This window comes from Clostridioides sp. GD02377 (genome assembly GCF_045899875.1).
GTDB lineage: Bacteria > Bacillota > Clostridia > Peptostreptococcales > Peptostreptococcaceae > Clostridioides > Clostridioides difficile_A.
This window is the reverse complement of sequence record NZ_JBJODA010000002.1, coordinates 48,857-68,167: the sequence shown is the minus strand read 5'-3', so window position 1 is coordinate 68,167 and position 19,311 is coordinate 48,857. Positions and strand designations below refer to the sequence as shown.

Below are 19,311 nucleotides of genomic sequence, written 5' to 3'. Positions count from 1 at the left end.
AATTCAGTTTCTACCTGCCTCACTGATAGTAATCACTTTATTTGTTTACTTGTTATTTATATTAAACTAAATATATCCTCTTGAATTAATTCTTCTTTATTACCTATATAAAATTTACTCATATACACCAATTCATCAGTTTTATTTTGCTTAATCTCATTGATATCCACAAATTCTTTATTAGAAGTAGTTTTTTCAACTGTCATTAAATAAATCTTATTAAACATTGCTCTTATAGAAGCATTTGTTACATGAGTATAGGATATAATTTGAACGTTGAATTTTTTAGCAAGTTCAAATATTTCTTTAAGGAAATCTTGCTGCGACGTTTCTCCAAAAGGATTATCCATAAGTAGTACCTTACCCTTATATTTACTTTCATCAACTATTGCATTTCTATCATATCTTTTATATTCCATCAATAATATTGTCACAATAAATGAGATACAAAATCTCTGTCCTCCTGTTGTTTCGTTATTAATAGAGTTCCACTTTATAGTTTCATTTCTATTTATTTCATATTTTATAACTGATACAGGAATTCTCCCTATATTAAGAATCTTATTTAAAATATAAAAGGTATTTATTTTTTGTTCAACATCACCTAGGTTTGCTTCTTCTACAATTTCATCCATTAGCATATCTACTAAGCTCAAGCTATTTTCTATTTTATCAGATTTAGGTAGTGATATGTTGAATAAGGCTTGCCCTTTATGTTTACCAAGTTTATTTATGATTTTAAATTCATCAATACAGTCCATAACATAATCTTTTATTTGCCTTGATATTATAGTCTTTTCTTTTCTTAGTTGTTCGCTATGTTTTTCTAATTTGCTTATCTCTTCTCTTATAACTAGTAATACTATTTCTACTTGTTCTTTTTGTCGAGAGTAATTATCTTTATTTACATTTAAAGTTTCTATAAAGTTTTTGTATTTTTCCATGTGCTTATAATTAAATTCTTTTATTTCTAATATTGTATTTTCATAGCTATTTATAGATTTAATTAAATTATATTCAACATTTTGCAGTTTTGATTGTAGTTTTTTACTTTCAACAAAAATATCTTCAGGTTGATAGGTTATAGCTTTTCTTTCTACTTTATATTTCTTTAAGTCTCTTAATTCCTGTTCTAGATTTTGACAAGTAGTTCTATTACCTTCTATAATTTCACCAATATCCTTTATATCTTTTTTATATCTATTTTTCTTTCTTCAAAATTAAAGTTCACTATTAAGCTAGTAGATAAAGGTTCTTTTCCATTAAATTTTTTAAGTATCTCCTCCCTCTTAGTGTTTAATGAACCTTGATTTTTATCTATGTCGCTTTTAATACTATATTTAAGTTTTCCTAGTTCATCAACCTTACTTTTATTTAAAACTATTCTTTTATTAAGTTCTTCTATTGTGAATAATATAGGTATATTTTCAAAATTATCAATACTAATAAGTTGTCTAAATTCTTCTAACTCTATAGTAATACTCTTTATTCTTTTTAAGCAAACTGAGATTTCATAATTTAATGTTTCAATCTCTTTTTTTGTAGGGTCTTCTAAGTATTTCTTGTATTTTATTTCTAATTCTTCTAATTTAGCATTTTCAAGTTTAATAGGTTCATAAATCTCAAATTTATTTATCTTGCTTTCTGTATCATCTATATGCCTATTTATCCTATCTTTTTCTGACTTTAAATTAAATATATTAACATCAATATCTTCTATTGATTTTTTAATAACTTTTTTTTCTTCTTCGATTTTTTCAATACTTGTTTTTAACTTAGTTATTTCATTTTTATTTTCTAAAATTATAGAATATGTATCTTGTATATTTCTAATGTCCTTCAATTTATTAAATAATATATTCTTGTTATTTAATAGCTTTTCTTTATTTTCGTAAAGTTCTTTAATTTTATTAGATAAATTCTTCTCATTATTTTCATTACTCTTAATTTTATTGTTTATTTCAAATATAGTTTTTTTATAATTTTCAATTTTCGCATCTATGGATAAGTCTTCAGCTGTAAAATCAATTTTATTAGTTAGAAATTTAAATTCTTCTAATATTTCAATTTCTGCTTTATATTGCTCCACTTTATCTCGAATACTATTTATTTGTTCTTTGATTAGATTCATATCCTTTTCTCTTTTTTCAGGATCTAAAGCTTTGTTATCGAAAGAAGATAGTATATTTAATCCATTACTAATTACAAGGTTACTAGATGTAGTTATAAAAGTATCTTCTATGTTATCTCTTACAAATATAGGCATTGAGATTTTAGTTTTATTTTTTAAGTTTATTTGCTTCAGTTTTTGATACTCTTTATTTGTAATTATTATAGAATATGGTAGCAATGGATTTTTAGATATGAGATTATTTTTGTATTCTAAATCTCCATCTAAGGTTAATAGATATTTCATGCCTTCAATAGGTTTTATTCCATTTCTTTCTAGATCTGTTAATATTTCTTCTTCGAAAATTATATCTTTATAATTTTGTAAATCTTCTAGCTCTTTTTCTAATTGCTTTTTATTATTTTCTAAGTCCTGTACTTGAAGTTCCATTTTGTTAAGCTCTTGTTTTACCTCTTTATATAGTTTAGTAGAGTTATCTAATTCATTGTCTATTTCAAATCTTGTTTTAATGATCTTATATTTTTCTTTAAAATTATCTATATCTTTCTTTCTAGTTTTTAATACTTGCAGTTTCATATCAGATTCATGATTATCTAATTTAAGATTATTTATAGCTTCATTTATATCATCCTTAAGTTTATTCGATTCTTCTATTTGCATGACTTTCGATTCAAGATTTTCTTCTATTGATTTTACTTTTATATTTAAATAATTTATATACCTAGTATAGTCTATTACTTCGCCTAAAAAATTATTAGAAATAAAGTCTTTAATATCAGTGTTATTAAGTTTAAATTCATGTAGTTGATTATTAAAATCACGTTCTTTGCCTTCTATATATTTAATTTCTGAATTTTTACTTATCAATACTTTTGTGAGCTTACTTTTGTCATCATTAAGTTGATTCTTTTTTTCTTGTATAGCTATATTGTTGTTTGTATTTTCTTTAAATTTTTCATTATTTATAATACTTTCTTCCTTTAAACAATAATGAATACTGCTACCTAGACAATTTATAATAGCCATTATTTCTTCTTGATTTACCTCTTTTCTTTGTTTTTCACTTTCTTTTTCTATCTTATCTTTTTCCCCTTCTTCTAGCCCCTTCTTTTTTCTTTTGAACTTTGATATATTTAAATATTGTTCATCTAATTCTAGTTCTTCTATTTTATCATTTAATTCATTTTTGGCTTTATCAAATTCTACCTGAGTATCTTGTATCTCTTTTTCTTTTCTAAAATACTCATAGCTATCTTCTTCATATTCTACTATCTTAAATTCCTCTTCTTTTGATGCTTTCATTTTTTGATACTGTTTTATTTCTTCATTTAATTCATTGCGTTTATTTTCTATATGTACATATAGATTAGCTAATTCTCCTAATACATTATTTTTATCTTCTTCTATGAATAGGATCTTATTTATTTTATTTTGTAAACTTTCAACTCTAATGTTTAAATCTCTATAGTTTTCATAATCTGATAATTTTTCATTCATGTCTATAATATTATTTATACACTTTCTTACTTGTTCCTTAATTTGCAATATTGGAGCGAATTCTTCTGTTGTTAAGCTTATCTCTATTAAAGGTAATATTTTATCTCTTATAAGTTTTTCTGAAGTATTATGTTCTTTAACAAAGTCTGATAGTCCACCTTCTTTGTTATTACTATTAAGTTTTATAATAATTTCTTTCCATTCACTTTGGTTAATCCCATATTCTTCTAATTTTTCTCTATGTTGTTTTCTTAAGTAATTATTAAAGAAGTGTACTTTGTTTTTTCCATACTTATCTCTTAGCATTTTTATATAGTCTTGTGAGTCCGTTAAAGGTTGTACTATCCTTATACCTTTGTCATTGTTTTTTAATAAAGGTATATTATCTATATCAACCTCCATTTCTTTAGATTCTTCTATAATAAACATAAAGTATTTGTATAAATTGTCCTTTTTTTCTTTCCCTTCTTCTTTAGATGATCCAGCCTTTCTCTCAAATCCTATTCCCGTTAATAATAATGTTTTACCATCATCTAGCAACCATTCAGTCATTGAGTATAATGGTTCTTTTTTATTATATATTGCAGTAAACGGTTTGGCTACATCCGATAGTGGACAAATACTTTGTATGATAGTTTGAATACTCATAGTTTTGCCTGCTGTATTTTCTGCTTCTACTTGTAAGTTTTCTCCATACAGTTCCATGGTTCTGTTACTAAGTATTCTTTCTTGTCCCATACCAAATTTAAAATTTATAATTTTGTATTTATTAATTACTGGCATTAATACTTTCCCCTTTTCTTAAAACTAGTTTTTCTATTAATACTGTCCTTTCTTCATCTAAAAAATAATTATTCATAAGATCAAGAAATCTTCTAGTTGGTTTTATCTTATCTTCATCCTCAATGTGTACAATTAAGCCTTCATTTTTTAAGAAATTAATTATTTTTCTAATAAACCCTATTTGGAAATCTGCTGATGTTGTTTCTATTCCTTTCTTACTAGATTCGTCCCACTTTCTTTTACTTTCCCAATAGTTCTTTAAGATAGTTATATTAAACTCACATGATTTTTCTATTTCTTCTAGATTATCACGAGCTATTGAACGTTCTAAGGATTCTTGTACTAAATCCAGTAAGTTTAATACTTGAATATATGATGCTGGTGCTACCCCATTTGTAAATTCAGAAAATATTATTGTCATTATCAAATATCCTAAATAACTATCTTTTAAATCTTTCCCTAATAAAGATTCTCTTCTATAGTCAAACCCAAAAATATTATTGTCATTATTTGGTATTAAGTATAAGGTATCTGAAATTAATATTATTTTTATTTTAGATACTTCACAAATTGCCTCTAAAGCATACCTTACATTATTGTTATTTATATAAGCTAAAAATAATTCTTTAGCTTCTTTTTCTTTTAACTCACTTTTTTTAAGTAATCTATAAAATATTTCATTGGCTATTTTATAGTCATTTAAAGATATATTCATTGTATTTCCCCTTATATTTAGATTATTTCAAATTTTATATTTGCTATTTCTAGCTTAACTGCAGTCATAGTTTCTAAATTTATTTCAGTATTTATTTTCATTTCATCTTCAAATATTTTATTACTTTTAATATGGCTAACGCTATTTAATAGTTCAAAATCTTCTACTAATAAACGTTCTATTAATCTTTCAATTTGAAAATCTGTATTTGGTGAGAAGGTACTATTTTCTAACATTCTGATTATCTTTTTGATATTGATACTTTCCCTTTGATTAGCAAAGTAAATTATTATATCTCTCATCAATTTGGAGTCTTTAGTTATTTCTAAGTAAATAACTTTGTCATATTTCAGATAATTTTTTAGAAATTCTTCTAATGTAAATTGTCCTTTTTCAAGTCCATATTTAATTAAGTATTTAAAAAAATCAAAATAGTAATTTTCACAATAATTTATACGTTCCTCCTTCTCTTTATTTTCAATAATTTCTAACTCTTCTTCATTAACTATTTCATTTTCAATTTCTCTAGTATTTAATAATTTCTGTTCTTGATATGCCACTCCAATATTAAATCGATTTGGCAACTCTACTTTAAATAAAGATATATATAATTCTCTTATTATCAATAAAAAATCACTGTCTTTTTCAAGTCTATCTAAAATTTCTTCCTTGAAATTGAATCTTTTAAGTACTGGAGTTGTTAATAGTTTTTTAAGTATTTCTTTAAATTCTTCTCTAAAATCTTGAACTCTAGATAACAAATTTGTGGCTGTAGACTTTGCTGAAACTATTCCATCTATTAATTCTTTCATTTGTAATAGTTGAGTTCTTATATTTTTTATCTTTTCTTTGTCTATATCCTCATCCTTTTCCAAGTAGTCCTCTTTATCTTTGATTAATAGTTTTACTTCTTTTTTTAATTCTTCATATTTGTCCATTTCTTCTAAAAGTGTTTCTACAGTTATATCTATTACTGTTGAATATTTTTCTTCTTTTATATATAGTATATTTACTTTTATTATTTTTATATAATTATCAATTTTCTGTTGCTGAATCTCTAAGGTATTTATTATATCGTAAATATCTTCCTTTGCGCCTTGATAATCACCCTTTTCTATCCTTAACTTTGCAATCATTTGTGATATTTGAATTTGGAATAGTTCATCATATTCTTTTGTTGATAACAACAATCTATAACCCTCTGTTGTTAAGGAGTAGGATAGTCTTTCCTGATTATTTATTTTTACATTTTTATCTTCTATAATTTTAATACTTTCATCTATATGTTTTTCTTGTTCTAAAGAATAGTAGGTAAATAGATATACTTTACCACTATTGGTTAATCCATTAATTATATAGTTTGCTAAATCCTTTAAGTCATCCTCTGAAAGCATTATTTTATAATCCATACGATTTATTTCTTCAATAAAATCCTTAATATCATCTCTTAAACAGTTCTTTCTTCTAAGAGATCTATCAAATATATGACACAAAACTTGAATTAATAAATTGTAAAATTGAATGTTGTCAAATTCTTTAAATTTATTTCTATTGTTAGCAAGAGTTGCAATAAGATAATAAGATCCTATACAGTTTACTCTCTTATTGTAACCTTCTAAAATATTAATCATTTCCATTAGTTATATTCCTCCAAGTCGAATCTATTTAGAGCTTCTTGAGGTATGTATTTTCCTTGTACTAAAATATTTTTAATACTTTCTTTTAAGTTTAGGTTATTAATATTTTCTAATCCACATTCAAAATTATCTTTTTGATTTTTTGGAATATTCCTCAAGGTATTTTCCTTTGTTTTATCTATCATATGCTCATAAGCAACTTCAAATAATCTTATATTATTAATTTCATTGGTATCTTTTAGGGAAGTGTATATTGATAATCCAGTTTTATCTATATCTCCCCAATATAAAAATTCATTTTCTTTATTTGTAAGATATTCAATTGTTATATCTTCCTTTAATCCTTTAATACTGTTGATTATTTTTTTTCCTTCTCCGTATATAACGGTATCTATTTTATTTTTAAGTATTTCTTTTCCTTCTAATAGCATTTTTGTTATTGTTATGTAAGTGTCTTTATTTTCTATAATTAATATTTTTTGTGGAGATATACGATTTATTGATAAATATATGAATGGCTCTGGTGTCTTATATACGTTTAAATCCTTTATTAGATCTATTTTTAAGTTTTTTAGTACTTCTTTTCCTACTTTACTACTTATGAATTTCTCATCCTTGAATATTTCATAAGATCTTTCGTTAATCGATATTTTCTTTGATAGATTATCAGATTTTTTAATAAGATAACTATTTAAATCCATTATTGCAACTCTATTGTTTTTATAGTGTACTAAGTTTTTTCTATAATAATCTATACTTAATTTATCACATATTTTGTAATTTATTTCTTCTAATATCTTTTTATCTTCTTCTGTTTCTTGTTTTATTATTCTATACTTTGTATATAATTGCTCATGCTGAGGTGTTAGATCTGAGGTTTTTATTGGTTTTATTTTATTATCATTTATTAGTTTTTTTATTATGTGTACTAGTTCTTTATGCTCATTGATTTTGTATATTTTTTGTATTTCCTTAAGGTATATATAAGTCTTTTTTATTTTTGTAATCATACATGTTTAAATCCCTTCTTTACTTATAACTATATTATACACCATTTTACAATTTCAGATTATATTGACTGTACATAAAATAGTACATATTAGATAATGGCAATAAAAAAACTAGAACTTAAAGAAAATCTATCAGCACTAGTTTAAGTATTATTTATATATTTTGAATCTCTGTCTTTATTTATTAGTATAACAAAAACTTAAATCCTTAATTGTAGATGTCAACCCAAAATTGTTCCAAATTTTAATTGAAAATAAGACCACTTTTCATTTATATATAAATAGTAAATTCAAAATAAAATTTCACATGAATTTACTATTCTGCGCTATAATGCGACAGAAGAAACTACAATCTATGAATGGGTTTCATATAGTCCTAGTTCCTACAGTAAGTGGGAAGAAGGTGAACTGATGATGAATGAACTATACTCATCTTAGGAGACAGTTAAAATATGTAAGACTATCTAAAACTAAGATATCCTCAGAGCAAAAAAATCGAAGCAATTGAATCATATTTAAAAGGTGAGAATACAGTAATAAAAATAATGGAAGAATTAAATATTGGAAAACGTACATTCAGAGAGTGGATGCGAAATTATGAAGCTTTTGGAAATGATGGTTTAATAAAACAAAGTTGTAAATTATGCTATTGTGAAGAATTTAAATTGAATGCTATAAAATCTTATCTAAATGGTGAAGGATCTTATGACACAATCTCAAAAAAATATAAAATGAGATCAGTTTATTCACTAAAAGCTTGGGGTAAAGAGTATAATCCTCATAAGTAGATAAAAGAAACCTCGAAGGGAGAAATCTTTATGGAGACTAGAAAAACAGCATTAGATGAAAGAGTTGAAATTGTTAAAGATTGTAGAGAGTGTACAGACTAATGAGAGCCGTAGGCTTAAGTTCTGTTTGCAGAAAAAAGAAATTTAGTTATGTTAAATGTACGCCAGAAGTGATCGCGGAAAATGTATTAAGTAAAAAATTTAGTGCGGATAAAACCTCTCAAAAATGATTAATAGGTGTAACTGAATTTAAATTAACCAATGGGATGAAGGCCTATTTAAGCACAATTCTAGATTTAGACGATAGAAGTATAGTTTCATATGTTATTGGAAAGTCAAATAACAATAACTTGGTGTTAGAAACTTTTGATAAAGCAATAGAGCTATATCCAAATGCAAAACCTATTTTTCATAATGATAAAAGTTTCCAGTATACTAGTAAGGTATTTAAATCAAAACTTTTAACACAAGGCATGATACAAAGTATGTAAGAGTTGATCGTTGTATTGATAATGCTCCTATGGAAGGATTTTGGAGAATTTTAAAAGTGGAAATGTGCTATTTAAGAAAACTTGATACATACGAACAATTAGTCAAAACAATAGAGGATTATATATATTACTATAATAATTTTAGATATCAAAAGAGATTAAATTCTATGTCTCCATTTGCATTTAGGAAATATTTAAATACAGAGATAGCATAATTTATTTTAAGTAGCTCTAAAAAAATTTAAATACCTAGGGTTTTATTTGACATGCTCTTTTTTAGATATCTGATATAATTTCTTTGGCTAATTGTTTTCTTAAAGTGTTCATAAAAAATCTCCTTTACGACATTTGATTATATTTAAATAATTGCCATAAAGAAGATTTTTATTAACCTTAAAAAGCACGAATTATTTTATATTACCATGATTTATTTTATAACTTGTTAATATATTTCTAATAGCCTTGTCTGTTCATTTAAATAAACATCATTATTCATTACTAAAGTATTTATTTCTTTAATTTTATCTCTTTTTAAATTTAATGATTCAAATTTATTATCTTGTATTTTATTCTTTATAAATAAGTATAGAATCATATTTTTCATATTAGTTGAAGACGCCTTATATTCTATATCTGCTATGGGTGAACAAGATATTATTTTTTTAATATCTTGTATTAAATAATTATTTTCCAAGTCTATATCATAATAATAACAAATAGAAGCCAACACAATAGATACTCCTATCAAGTATTTACTTTGTCTTTGCTTATCATCAGATATTAAACTTGTTGAGAATGGATATTCTATCTTCTCAGATATTTTCAGTATCATCCTATTAAACTCATCAAACTTATCTTTTAATAACTCTAATTTTTCACTTTCATTATTTTTATACTGAATTGACTTATACTCTAAAAATTTCTTAGAGGCTGTAACTCCATCTCTGATATTTTCTTGTAGCCCATTTTCTAAAATACTAAATATTATACATATTTCTTGATGATTTTTTTGTTTATCATTACGAGATTTAGTTATGTTATATATTCTAAGTAAATCTGATTTGTAATTAGCATATTTATATTCTGATTTATCTATTTCACCCTCATATTTATCTTTTATTAGAGTATTTATAAATTTACTTATATACTTACTAGTTTCTGAAAAATATGTTGCCATCTCGATTTCTTGCATCTCTAATGGTTTTGTATTTCTGTTATATCTTTTAAATAATTCTATTTCTATTTCTGGATTATCAAAACCATCAAATTCTAGAATTGATAAATGACTTCCTAATATTTTAATTTTATCTTTTTTCTCTAATTCTGAAAACCTTTTATTATCATATAGTGGGTCATTGCCTAATATATCTAAATTTTTAAGTGGATATTTATTCTTAACATACCTATATATAGCATTCAGACGATGCTGCCCATCCATTACATGTCTTATTTGCATATCATTTACACCTATTTTTACAAGAAATATTTCAGGTATTGGTATTCCAATTAAAAGAGATTCAATTATGGAACTTTCTTCCTTGTTTGATGATTTATATGTACGTTGATAATCAGGACTCATAACTATTCCTTGTAAAATTTCCATTTCATCTATTTCATCTATTGATAATTTCAAGTACTTTTCTCCTTTATCAATAAAATTCACAATATCTTGGACTGATACAAGAGGTCTGTTTGATTTAATATTTTTTATAGAATTTTTAAATTGTTCTCTCATTATAAATTTCCCCCTACTATCTCATCATAATAGAATTTTATAGATTTAACTACATTATCTTTATCTGGATAAATATTTTCAAATGTAATACCTAAATTAAATAATTCTTTTAATATTTCTTTTTTAGCATCTTTATTAATAACTACTACTTTACAATACTTTTTTAATTTTTCCTTAAATTCGCCTTTATCTTCTGATGATACTTTTAGGAAACATCCTTTTTGAAAATGTATTCTTTCATTTGAATTCCCTACCTTTATAAAAAATGATCTTGATGAAAATTTACTACAATTATCTATTGCAGATGTATCTGAATAATTTACTAACTTCTCAGATCTTTTTATAGTGTCAGTATTGTAAGAAATCGAGTCTATAAAGTACACAATTGAATGTTGTTTTGTATATTTATAGTCTTCTATTGCAAACAATAATGATATTAAATGAGCTTCTGTGAAATCTAAATATTCTGTTGGTAATCCAAAATGTTGCCCTTCAGCTCTTAATTCTTCACTCGATCTATTTTTTATTTCCTTATCATAATAAATTATTTTTTGTTTGAATGCTTCCTCATATTCATCTGAATGTATACCATAGTCTTTTTTATATTTTCTATGTAATGATGGTAATAATTCATACATACAATCTTTTTGCCCTCTAGATACATAGTCGCCTGCGTTATCTAGTTCAGATAAAAATGAAACATACTGACTCAAATTTGATATAAATATAACTTCTGATTCAGGTATACCTATATATTTAGACATAGTATTTTGTATATTATACTCTTTCCACTTTTCATTTTCTTCATATATTTTATTTACAGCTTTAGATATATGTTCTATATTTATATTTAAATTTCGTTCTAACTTAATATTAGTTATATCAACTAAGTCCTCTATTTTAACATTTTTTAATATATCTATATCTATAGAATTTATTTCACTTTTATCATTAGTATCTATAAAATATGATTGCTTTAAATAGCATAAGTTTTTCATATATAGTTCAAATTCAGTTGAATCTTCTTCAAATTTATTTACCTCCATAAGCATACTTTTAATTTGCTCATCCCCTAATTTTGAAATATATTCAATATCATCTATAAATTTATCCATTATCTCATATAATACATCATCCTTCTCGCTTAAGTCATTACTAATTAGTAATTTATTATCAAAAATTTTACATATTACTGACTGCATTTTTTCCCCCATTAAAATTATTTTTACTCTAACTTATCTACATTACAACAAATTTTACCATATTCGGTTAGATATATCGTTTTATTTATGACAACTTAGATATTTTATAAAATTTTTAAGTATCATCTATTAATATATATTATAAATTTAAATCAATAACAAATGGGCTACCACACTAGAGAATTGATATACCCCCTTTATGGGAAGAAAAATTAAAGTCTTAGATGAGATAAGATAATCTTAACTACACATTGTGTTACATATAAATATTTCTAACACACTTAATAATTAAGTAACTATATTTCATTAACCATCTTATAACTATTTATAATCTATCCACTATCCTTCTTCAATAAATTCAGACAAATTTTCTACTGTAGTATTGAATACTTTAGCAATATCTATCACTAACTTTAAAGAAGGATTATATTTTCCATTTTCTAAGTGTACAATAGTCTCACATCTTACCCTAACTGATTTAGCAAGTTCATTTTGTGTCATAAGGAGTTTTTCTCTATATTCTTTAATTTTTGTTTTCACCAATATTACCACTTAGTTACGTATCTCCCTTTTATCAAAATATACATACAAAATTAATTTAAATAAAAACTGTATAAATAAAACTGCAATGAGAATTATACCCATGTCCAAGTTTGATATATTTATATTCCTTGTATGAGAGGTTGCAAAGAAAATAGATATTATAACTATAGAATATATCATTATTTTTATTGCAATCTGATTAACCTTTGATGGTATAAATTCTGATGATTCATCAACTAAATCATTATACTTTTCATTATAAATTGCATAGCATCAAAAAACTATTAACCAACTCAATTCTGGAAGAGATGCAGTACTTGGATCTTTAAAAATATATTCTTTAATAAACATTGCAATACAAGACTAGATTAGTTTATTATATCTATTCTCTCAATCATATCATTTACTAACTATTATCCTAATAAACATGTAATATTGAAAAATTATACAACCTAAATGCATCTCAATATGGAGCTGCCGCATGATCAAATTAAATTTGTTCTGTGAAAGCTCTTTTCTAATTATCTTAATATGTATATTTTCAATTGTTTTATATAAAGTTTCTGTTCTAAGTAAAATTATGCATGACAAATAAAGATACAAAAATACCATTTTTTCAGATAATATTTGATTATAAATAATAAATTTAGAATACTTTTTTTAAATGATGAAGATATATTCCACATTTATTTTTTAATATTTTATTGTGTAACCTAGAAATATTGTGAGCTATCGCTACGATAATACATTCTGATAGAACATTTTCTTTACCTCGGCTTAAAAATCTTCTAAATCTCATATTTTGTTTTACTTGAGCGAAAGCTCCTTCTGCTTGTATACTTCTATTCACTCTAAGTTCATCCCCCTCAGGGCTCATAATTCTCTTTAAGTTTTCTTTTCTTTTTCATGAAACGACTTAGATACTTGTAAGTTTTTAGTCCTATTTTCAAGAGGAATCTTACTATTACTTCTCTTAATACAACTGCTTTTATATTGACAATTCCTACACTCTTTACAAATGTAACATGTTATTGCACTTTTATATCCTGTTTTTGATTTCCTATTTATTATTTTATTAGCAAATAGTTTTTTCTCATTTTTACAAATATAATAATTATTTTCTTCTTCATAATCCATATTGTCAATACATCCAATATCAGTTTTATATTTTCTAGTTTTAATAATTTCATAATTTGTAGGTTTTATGAAAGATAACTGATTATTATGTTCTAAAAATACATAGTTTTCTTCACTTTCATATCCACCATCAGCTATTACATTAGGATATTTAAACTTAGTATATTCCTCTATAGATTTTAAAAATGGTATTAATGTTGTAGTATCAGCAGTTTGATTCCCTGAATTTAGCCAAACTATATATTCTTAATCTACACCAAATTGTATATTATATGCTAGTTTCAGTTGCCCATTTTTCATATGATCTTCTTTCATTCTCATAAAAGTTGCATCATTATCTGTTTTAAAATAACTATTTCGTTCACCCATTATATGAAGATTTTTAGTAGATTTTTTCAATCTATCAAGATAATTATTTAATTGCTCTATAGATTTTTGAATAGTAAATTTTCTATTTCCTTTTCCATGAACAAATGCTACATTTGCTTCTTTTGATATTTCTTTTAGTTTCTTTAAATGATAGATTTTAATTTTATCTTCATAAACTACTTTAATGCCAACATCAATCGCACATTTCACTATGAAGTCAGATATATTATTCACCATTTTAGCCATATTTTTATTTATAGCTTTTTTCCAAACAAAAGTATATCTATTAGCAGATGACTCTATTTTTGTACCATCAATAAATATTGTGTTTTTTGAAATTTCATTATTATCTCCAAGAGAATTTGTAAATTGTGCAATCAAAATTTTGCCTATTGGTTAAAAATGTATACTGCGAAATTTTACAATTGTTGAATGGTCTGTAGCAGAGGTTTCGACTAGAAGGTACATAAAATTAATATCTCTTTTGCATGTTCTTTCTATTTCTCTCGAAGAATAAATACAGTTCATACCTATATTTATTATAACTTTCAAAAATTGTCTATAGATTACTCTATTTCCTCTAATTCAAGAATAAGTCTTATATAATTTTTCTAAATTCATCTTCTCAATAATTTGACTTAATAACCTTACAGAATCATCTTTTGGAATCATGTAATCAATATTTAATGGTAACTTAAATTGATAATTATCACCATAAGTAGTATAATCAATTTGTGTAGTATTTTGTTTTAGCATACAATTATTATACAAGAATCCCAGGATCTTTTTGACTTGGGATTTATTTTTTTATACAAAAAATAGCGTAGCACTATTTTCTAGTGCGACAGCCTCTTTATTTATTAACCTTCTAGTTGTGTGCTTTTCAGCAAAATAAAAGGAATTACTTAGTCCAAACATAAGTAATTCCTTTTATGCTATTATTTTCATTTTAAAAATTGGTGGAGACGAGGGGAGTCTATAAGTGGTTATTTGATTGTTTTGTTGGTTTTTATAATGCTACTTATATAAATACTTATATTTATTTTTTAGATATCTTTTTATAGTTTTTCTTACTCTTCTTTTCTACAATTGGGGTATAGTTGGGGTATTTATTTTTAATTTTCTTTTAAATACTTCTTTTAATTAATATAACATTAGATTTTCAATATTCTATATAATAAATTACTTATATTACCTTTTTCTATAAAAAATAACTGCTAATTATTATTTCACAATTTCATAAGTTTCTTATAATAGATTACAAATAAACCTTGTTTTATTATAGTTATTTTTTCACCAATCACTAAAGTTCATATAACCTAGTATATTCTTTCCTCTAAAATCTCTTCTATTTCTTCCTTTTCAATTCTACGTTTCCAGATTTCAATATTTTCTATAATGTGTTTCTTGTGCTTTAATAATTCTATTCCTGTAAAGTATGTCATCAAGGACTCATAAAATTTAATTCTTTGTTCCATGTAAGGAATCATGCTTCCTGTTCCTCCCCAATGATTTGGTTCAAGCTCTAATCTGTTGAATATATCATAATCTTTATTTAACTGAATAAAATAAATGATGCACTCTCTACGTATATCAGCTCTTAATTCGGAAATCAAACTAAAGATACTAATAATTTTTTCATTTTTACAATTATCAAAAATAATATGTTTTAACCAACTTATTTGATTATTTGCTTTTACTTGCTCTTTTTCTTCACATGCTAAAATACTTGTAAAGAATGATTTTAAGTTCCATTTATATATATCACTAGATTTTTCAAGTTCATAAAAAATATTATCAAATATTTGTTGATAATTACTACTTAGCCAACATGCACTAATTCTATCAATTTTACTATTTCTAAGCTTATTTATATTACCAATAATATATTGTATGTATAGTAATAGCCATGAATCATCATTTTCAATAAAAGCTTTAATAAAGACTCCAGAGTGATCACGATTGAAATCATAATTTATACTTTTGAAATAAATATCTTGCAAAAGCAAGGTATTATCTTTAAAAATATTAATAATTTCAGATGGTTTATAAGCTTTTTCATTAAAAAATAAACATAAATAAATGTGTGCAATAAAAGGACTATATTTAAATTTATCATTTATAATTTTCACAACACTAATATATATATCTGGTTTTAACTCTATATATTTATCTAGAAACCTCAAATTTCTATATGCAGATTCATTGATATTTTTATCATCCTCTTCTTTCAGAAATTCAAATAATTTTTCTATCCACTCTTTACTTACTTCATCTTCAGGAATTGCTTCGAAAAAAGCGTACTTCCATTCATTTTTTCTAGCAAAATCTTTATGATTAATAAGTTTAAGTGTTTTATTTACTCCAATATGCTTAAAAAGCCTTCTTATATTTGATTCAGGATATAGAGATAAATTATAATCACTATTGAAATAACAATTTATAAATGTCAAATATTTACTTTTATTATGCTCTAGTGCTTGGCAAAACAATTCAATTCCATTATTAATACTCCAAGATTCATCTGGTAGTTGTTTAATGATATCATTACATATACAAACAAAATCATTTAAATACTCTTCTTCACACTCTTTAGCATACTCTTCTATAGCTATCTTTCTTTTTTCTTCACACTCTTCATAACTAACTTTACATTCATAATATTTTTCTGATAATAGTGAGTATATAGACCATTCCTTAGCATTAAATATATCTTCGAAGTTATTATTAATTAAAATGTTATAATGACTGTACTTTTTAATAATTTGATCACATACTTTACAAGTCATCAGAACATTAAACTTTCTTACATTTTTAATTATAGACTCAATATATTTCAAATCAAATTCTAAAACCTTTGAATCTATTTCTTCATACCAGCCTTGTGAGTAATTTAAAATAATTTTTAAAATTCTATCTTTGTAAGTATCATGTTTACTTAATTCAATAAGATTAGTCCAAATTATATCTCTGTATTCTTCAGAACCTCTTGTTAACTCTACTGAGATTGTGTATATTGTAAATTTTTTTCCATTTATTTCAGTAGGTGAAAAATTTAAAGATAAAAATTTTTCCGCAACATTAATAAATAAATGTTTCATCAATTCATTATCCTTACAATATTTAGAGAGTATTTGAGCTGTATTTTTCAAGACATAATAATCTGTACTATAAGAATACTTATCTACTCCAAAGTATTCAACTAATAATTTATATATTTCAATAACTTTACTTTGTTTTTTATTACAATATATAAATATAAGTTCAAGTGCTTCTAAAATATAATCACTATTTCTATATTCTCCTAAAGTTAATAAAATTTTATCTGTCAAGCAATCTAAATGCTTATCAAAATTAATTGTTTGTATATCAATATTTTCTATCTCTGTATATTCAATCATTTGTTCAAGATATAATAATGATTCAATTGGTTTAAAGCTCCAGAATGTCATTAAAAATTCAAAGAATAACTCATCGTCTTCTTTTTCATATATATCCCATACCTTATTTACTTCCTCTGATATGTACTTTTCTGTTTCTTCTGAATGAAATATGTTTAATAATATATTAATAATCCTAACTATTCCACCTCTAAAATTTTTGAAACCTATATTTAAAATCTCTGAAAATAGAATTAGTTTTTTTTCAAAAAAGGTATGATAAATCATATAATTAGACAAACATTGATCTGATATACGTGCAACTTTATCATAATATATGTCAATAAATTCCATACCATGTAAAAATTTTAAGTTTTCAATAAATTCAGACTCATCAATATTAAATAAATCAAATATTGGATGTAATTTATCTAAATAATCCAAATTAATAGTATGTAAAATGGCTATTATTCCAGCAGATAGACACATTTTATTGTTAGTTGATATAACACTTGATTGAATATATTTGCTATAATATATTTCATATAATTTAGTTGCATCTCTAATACTATTAATATTTTGATTATCTTTAGCTAATTTACCTGCTAAAAAAGCTATTCTAGGATTGCCTTCTGCAATATTAACTATTTTTTCTAGATATAAATCATTTATTATTTCTAAATTTTCTTTAAGAAATTCTTTTATCTCATCATCTTCCAATTTATTAAGTTCAATTTTTTTTGGTATAACAAATTCTTTTATCTGATTTATGACATATTTTCTAGCATAGTCTCGTACTGTTACAATGATTTTAACATTATATCCATGCTTTACCTTGTTTAAATATTGTAATATATGCTTAAATCCATTAAGTTCATTCGCATCATCTACAAATAGCAAATAATTACCTGGAACTGGAATATATGATGTTAAATCTTCATATATTGGCAAATCATTACTACGAATACATAGTATTCTATACGTATTTTCTGCTGAGAACCTATTCATTCCCTCTAATACAAACCTTGTCTTACCTACTCCAGCTTTTCCAAATACTACAACAACTCTATTAAGCTTAATTTCTTCTACAAGTTCTTTAATTTCACTTTCACGAAATTGAAAGTTTGTTGATAATGGAGCTATCATTTCATTAGAATCATACCTTCTAATAAACTCATCAATACTTGATATCTGATTTGTATCAATACTTATACCTAAAAAATCTTTAGCTAGTATCGGAAAATATTGATAAACATCATTAGCAATTCTATCAATCCCATATAAACTAAGTAATATACCACATTCCTCACATATCTTATATAATTCTTTATCTTTACCTGCATCTAATGTTGAAGATGTGTGACAACATATTATCTCACTTATATCAATTCTATCAATTCCTGTCTTCTTTTTATCAAGACATTTGACGATATCTTCTTCTATTTTAGAATTAATACCTGCTTGTTGTGTTGTATAAGCAACAAATATATACTTTCCAGATTTCAACTTGCTTTTAAAATATGTGTCTGGATTTCCTGTTGTTGTTTTCATTGTTCCTGATTTCATACCGAGTTCAAAAATTCCATCATATCCAATACGTGATAGGTACTGATCACAAAACTCTTGAAATGCTCCTCCTTCTAATTGATTTATTTTATCTTTAATACTAGTTAGTTTAGACATAATTATCACCCTTTCAAATATTACTTTTACTCAAAATATATTTTCAAGTTAAGCATTTAAATAAATTGAGAGATTAATCATCTTGTAATTTACAGTTACTCTGATTTTTAATTTTATTCAAAAGTACTTATATAGCTAATCTATTATAAGAATTTATTTTATTTTTTTTTCATAATTTGTTAGTTCAAAATCAACAATTAATTCTTAAAT

The 19,311-nt window shown here is 24.2% G+C and carries 17 protein-coding genes and 1 pseudogene; 4 read left to right on the top strand and 14 right to left on the bottom strand.

Annotation, left to right across the window (positions count from 1 at the left end; translation table 11 throughout):
• Positions 1 to 56 precede the first annotated feature (56 nt).
• From Q3304_RS02145 to Q3304_RS02125, 5 genes are all read right to left on the bottom strand, one after another.
• Entirely contained in the window at positions 57 to 944 is an 888-nt protein-coding gene (locus tag Q3304_RS02145) for a hypothetical protein (RefSeq protein ID WP_407814184.1), read from the bottom strand.
• Positions 945 to 1,183: 239 nt separating this feature from the next.
• Positions 1,184 to 4,411: a hypothetical protein gene (locus Q3304_RS02140; RefSeq protein WP_407815407.1), complete on the bottom strand. Its 3,228-nt coding sequence runs from the start codon at positions 4,409 to 4,411 to the stop codon at positions 1,184 to 1,186.
• The gene (locus Q3304_RS02135) at positions 4,398 to 5,126 is read right to left on the bottom strand and encodes a DUF6063 family protein (RefSeq protein ID WP_407814579.1); all 729 of its coding nucleotides are present in this window, start codon (positions 5,124 to 5,126) and stop codon (positions 4,398 to 4,400) included. Before Q3304_RS02135 ends, Q3304_RS02140 begins: the two co-directional genes overlap by 14 nt.
• 17 nt (positions 5,127 to 5,143) lie before the next feature.
• Positions 5,144 to 6,763, bottom strand: coding sequence for a hypothetical protein (locus Q3304_RS02130; RefSeq protein ID WP_407814580.1), 1,620 nt, complete (start codon positions 6,761 to 6,763; stop codon positions 5,144 to 5,146).
• The gene (locus Q3304_RS02125; RefSeq protein WP_009891516.1) at positions 6,763 to 7,773 is read right to left on the bottom strand and encodes a Wadjet anti-phage system protein JetD domain-containing protein; all 1,011 of its coding nucleotides are present in this window, start codon (positions 7,771 to 7,773) and stop codon (positions 6,763 to 6,765) included. Before Q3304_RS02125 ends, Q3304_RS02130 begins: the two co-directional genes overlap by 1 nt.
• Before the next feature lie 494 nt (positions 7,774 to 8,267).
• Between Q3304_RS02125 and Q3304_RS02120 the strand changes: the two are divergent.
• The 4 genes and pseudogenes from Q3304_RS02120 to Q3304_RS02105 form a co-directional block, all read left to right on the top strand.
• Positions 8,268 to 8,315, top strand: a pseudogene (locus Q3304_RS02120) (hypothetical protein); the annotation flags it as partial.
• A gap of 3 nt (positions 8,316 to 8,318) precedes the next feature.
• Positions 8,319 to 8,561, top strand: a complete 243-nt coding sequence (locus Q3304_RS02115; protein WP_083273925.1) for a transposase — start codon at positions 8,319 to 8,321, stop codon at positions 8,559 to 8,561.
• A 266-nt stretch (positions 8,562 to 8,827) separates the two neighbouring features.
• The gene (locus Q3304_RS02110) at positions 8,828 to 9,052 is read left to right on the top strand and encodes a hypothetical protein (RefSeq protein ID WP_407814581.1); all 225 of its coding nucleotides are present in this window, start codon (positions 8,828 to 8,830) and stop codon (positions 9,050 to 9,052) included.
• Between the two features lie 29 nt (positions 9,053 to 9,081).
• Positions 9,082 to 9,267, top strand: a complete 186-nt coding sequence (locus Q3304_RS02105; protein ID WP_407814582.1) for an IS3 family transposase — start codon at positions 9,082 to 9,084, stop codon at positions 9,265 to 9,267.
• A 227-nt stretch (positions 9,268 to 9,494) separates the two neighbouring features.
• On the opposite strand, the gene Q3304_RS02100 is transcribed toward Q3304_RS02105, so the two are convergent.
• The 9 genes from Q3304_RS02100 to Q3304_RS02060 form a co-directional block, all read right to left on the bottom strand.
• Entirely contained in the window at positions 9,495 to 10,787 is a 1,293-nt protein-coding gene (locus Q3304_RS02100) for a DUF262 domain-containing protein (RefSeq protein WP_407814583.1), read from the bottom strand.
• Positions 10,787 to 11,989, bottom strand: coding sequence for an FRG domain-containing protein (locus Q3304_RS02095; RefSeq protein WP_407814584.1), 1,203 nt, complete (start codon positions 11,987 to 11,989; stop codon positions 10,787 to 10,789). The genes Q3304_RS02100 and Q3304_RS02095 overlap by 1 nt, the downstream gene beginning before the upstream one ends.
• A 339-nt stretch (positions 11,990 to 12,328) precedes the next feature.
• Positions 12,329 to 12,541 carry a helix-turn-helix transcriptional regulator gene (locus Q3304_RS02090; protein ID WP_407814585.1) on the bottom strand — a complete coding sequence of 71 codons (213 nt, stop codon included), beginning with the start codon at positions 12,539 to 12,541 and terminating at the stop codon, positions 12,329 to 12,331.
• 637 nt (positions 12,542 to 13,178) lie between these two features.
• Entirely contained in the window at positions 13,179 to 13,382 is a 204-nt protein-coding gene (locus tag Q3304_RS02085; RefSeq protein ID WP_407814586.1) for a transposase, read from the bottom strand.
• Positions 13,383 to 13,417: 35 nt separating this feature from the next.
• The gene (locus tag Q3304_RS02080; RefSeq protein WP_407814587.1) at positions 13,418 to 13,669 is read right to left on the bottom strand and encodes a transposase; all 252 of its coding nucleotides are present in this window, start codon (positions 13,667 to 13,669) and stop codon (positions 13,418 to 13,420) included.
• A 246-nt stretch (positions 13,670 to 13,915) separates the two neighbouring features.
• Positions 13,916 to 14,419, bottom strand: a complete 504-nt coding sequence (locus Q3304_RS02075) for a hypothetical protein (RefSeq protein WP_407814588.1) — start codon at positions 14,417 to 14,419, stop codon at positions 13,916 to 13,918.
• Between the two features lie 15 nt (positions 14,420 to 14,434).
• Positions 14,435 to 14,566 (bottom strand): transposase, encoded by a 132-nt coding sequence (locus tag Q3304_RS02070; RefSeq protein WP_407814589.1) that lies wholly within the window; start codon positions 14,564 to 14,566, stop codon positions 14,435 to 14,437.
• Positions 14,567 to 14,623: 57 nt separating this feature from the next.
• A complete protein-coding gene (locus Q3304_RS02065) occupies positions 14,624 to 14,794 on the bottom strand; it encodes a hypothetical protein (RefSeq protein WP_407814590.1) in 171 nt (56 codons plus the stop codon).
• Positions 14,795 to 15,357: 563 nt separating this feature from the next.
• On the bottom strand, positions 15,358 to 19,101 hold the full coding sequence (locus Q3304_RS02060) for a hypothetical protein (RefSeq protein ID WP_407814591.1): 3,744 nt from the start codon (positions 19,099 to 19,101) through the stop codon (positions 15,358 to 15,360).
• Positions 19,102 to 19,311 lie beyond the last annotated feature (210 nt).

Coding starts and splice junctions, on each gene's coding strand:
- Q3304_RS02145 (WP_407814184.1), bottom strand. CDS start 944: ATGGAAAAATACAAAAACTTTATAGAAACTTTAAATGTAAATAAAGAT.
- Q3304_RS02110 (WP_407814581.1), top strand. CDS start 8,828: ATGAAGGCCTATTTAAGCACAATTCTAGATTTAGACGATAGAAGTATA.
- Q3304_RS02105 (WP_407814582.1), top strand. CDS start 9,082: ATGGAAGGATTTTGGAGAATTTTAAAAGTGGAAATGTGCTATTTAAGA.
- Q3304_RS02130 (WP_407814580.1), bottom strand. CDS start 6,763: ATGGAAATGATTAATATTTTAGAAGGTTACAATAAGAGAGTAAACTGT.
- Q3304_RS02125 (WP_009891516.1), bottom strand. CDS start 7,773: ATGATTACAAAAATAAAAAAGACTTATATATACCTTAAGGAAATACAA.
- Q3304_RS02100 (WP_407814583.1), bottom strand. CDS start 10,787: ATGAGAGAACAATTTAAAAATTCTATAAAAAATATTAAATCAAACAGA.
- Q3304_RS02140 (WP_407815407.1), bottom strand. CDS start 4,411: ATGCCAGTAATTAATAAATACAAAATTATAAATTTTAAATTTGGTATG.
- Q3304_RS02115 (WP_083273925.1), top strand. CDS start 8,319: ATGGAAGAATTAAATATTGGAAAACGTACATTCAGAGAGTGGATGCGA.
- Q3304_RS02060 (WP_407814591.1), bottom strand. CDS start 19,101: ATGTCTAAACTAACTAGTATTAAAGATAAAATAAATCAATTAGAAGGA.
- Q3304_RS02080 (WP_407814587.1), bottom strand. CDS start 13,669: ATGGATTATGAAGAAGAAAATAATTATTATATTTGTAAAAATGAGAAA.
- Q3304_RS02095 (WP_407814584.1), bottom strand. CDS start 11,989: ATGCAGTCAGTAATATGTAAAATTTTTGATAATAAATTACTAATTAGT.
- Q3304_RS02065 (WP_407814590.1), bottom strand. CDS start 14,794: ATGCTAAAACAAAATACTACACAAATTGATTATACTACTTATGGTGAT.
- Q3304_RS02135 (WP_407814579.1), bottom strand. CDS start 5,126: ATGAATATATCTTTAAATGACTATAAAATAGCCAATGAAATATTTTAT.
- Q3304_RS02070 (WP_407814589.1), bottom strand. CDS start 14,566: ATGAACTGTATTTATTCTTCGAGAGAAATAGAAAGAACATGCAAAAGA.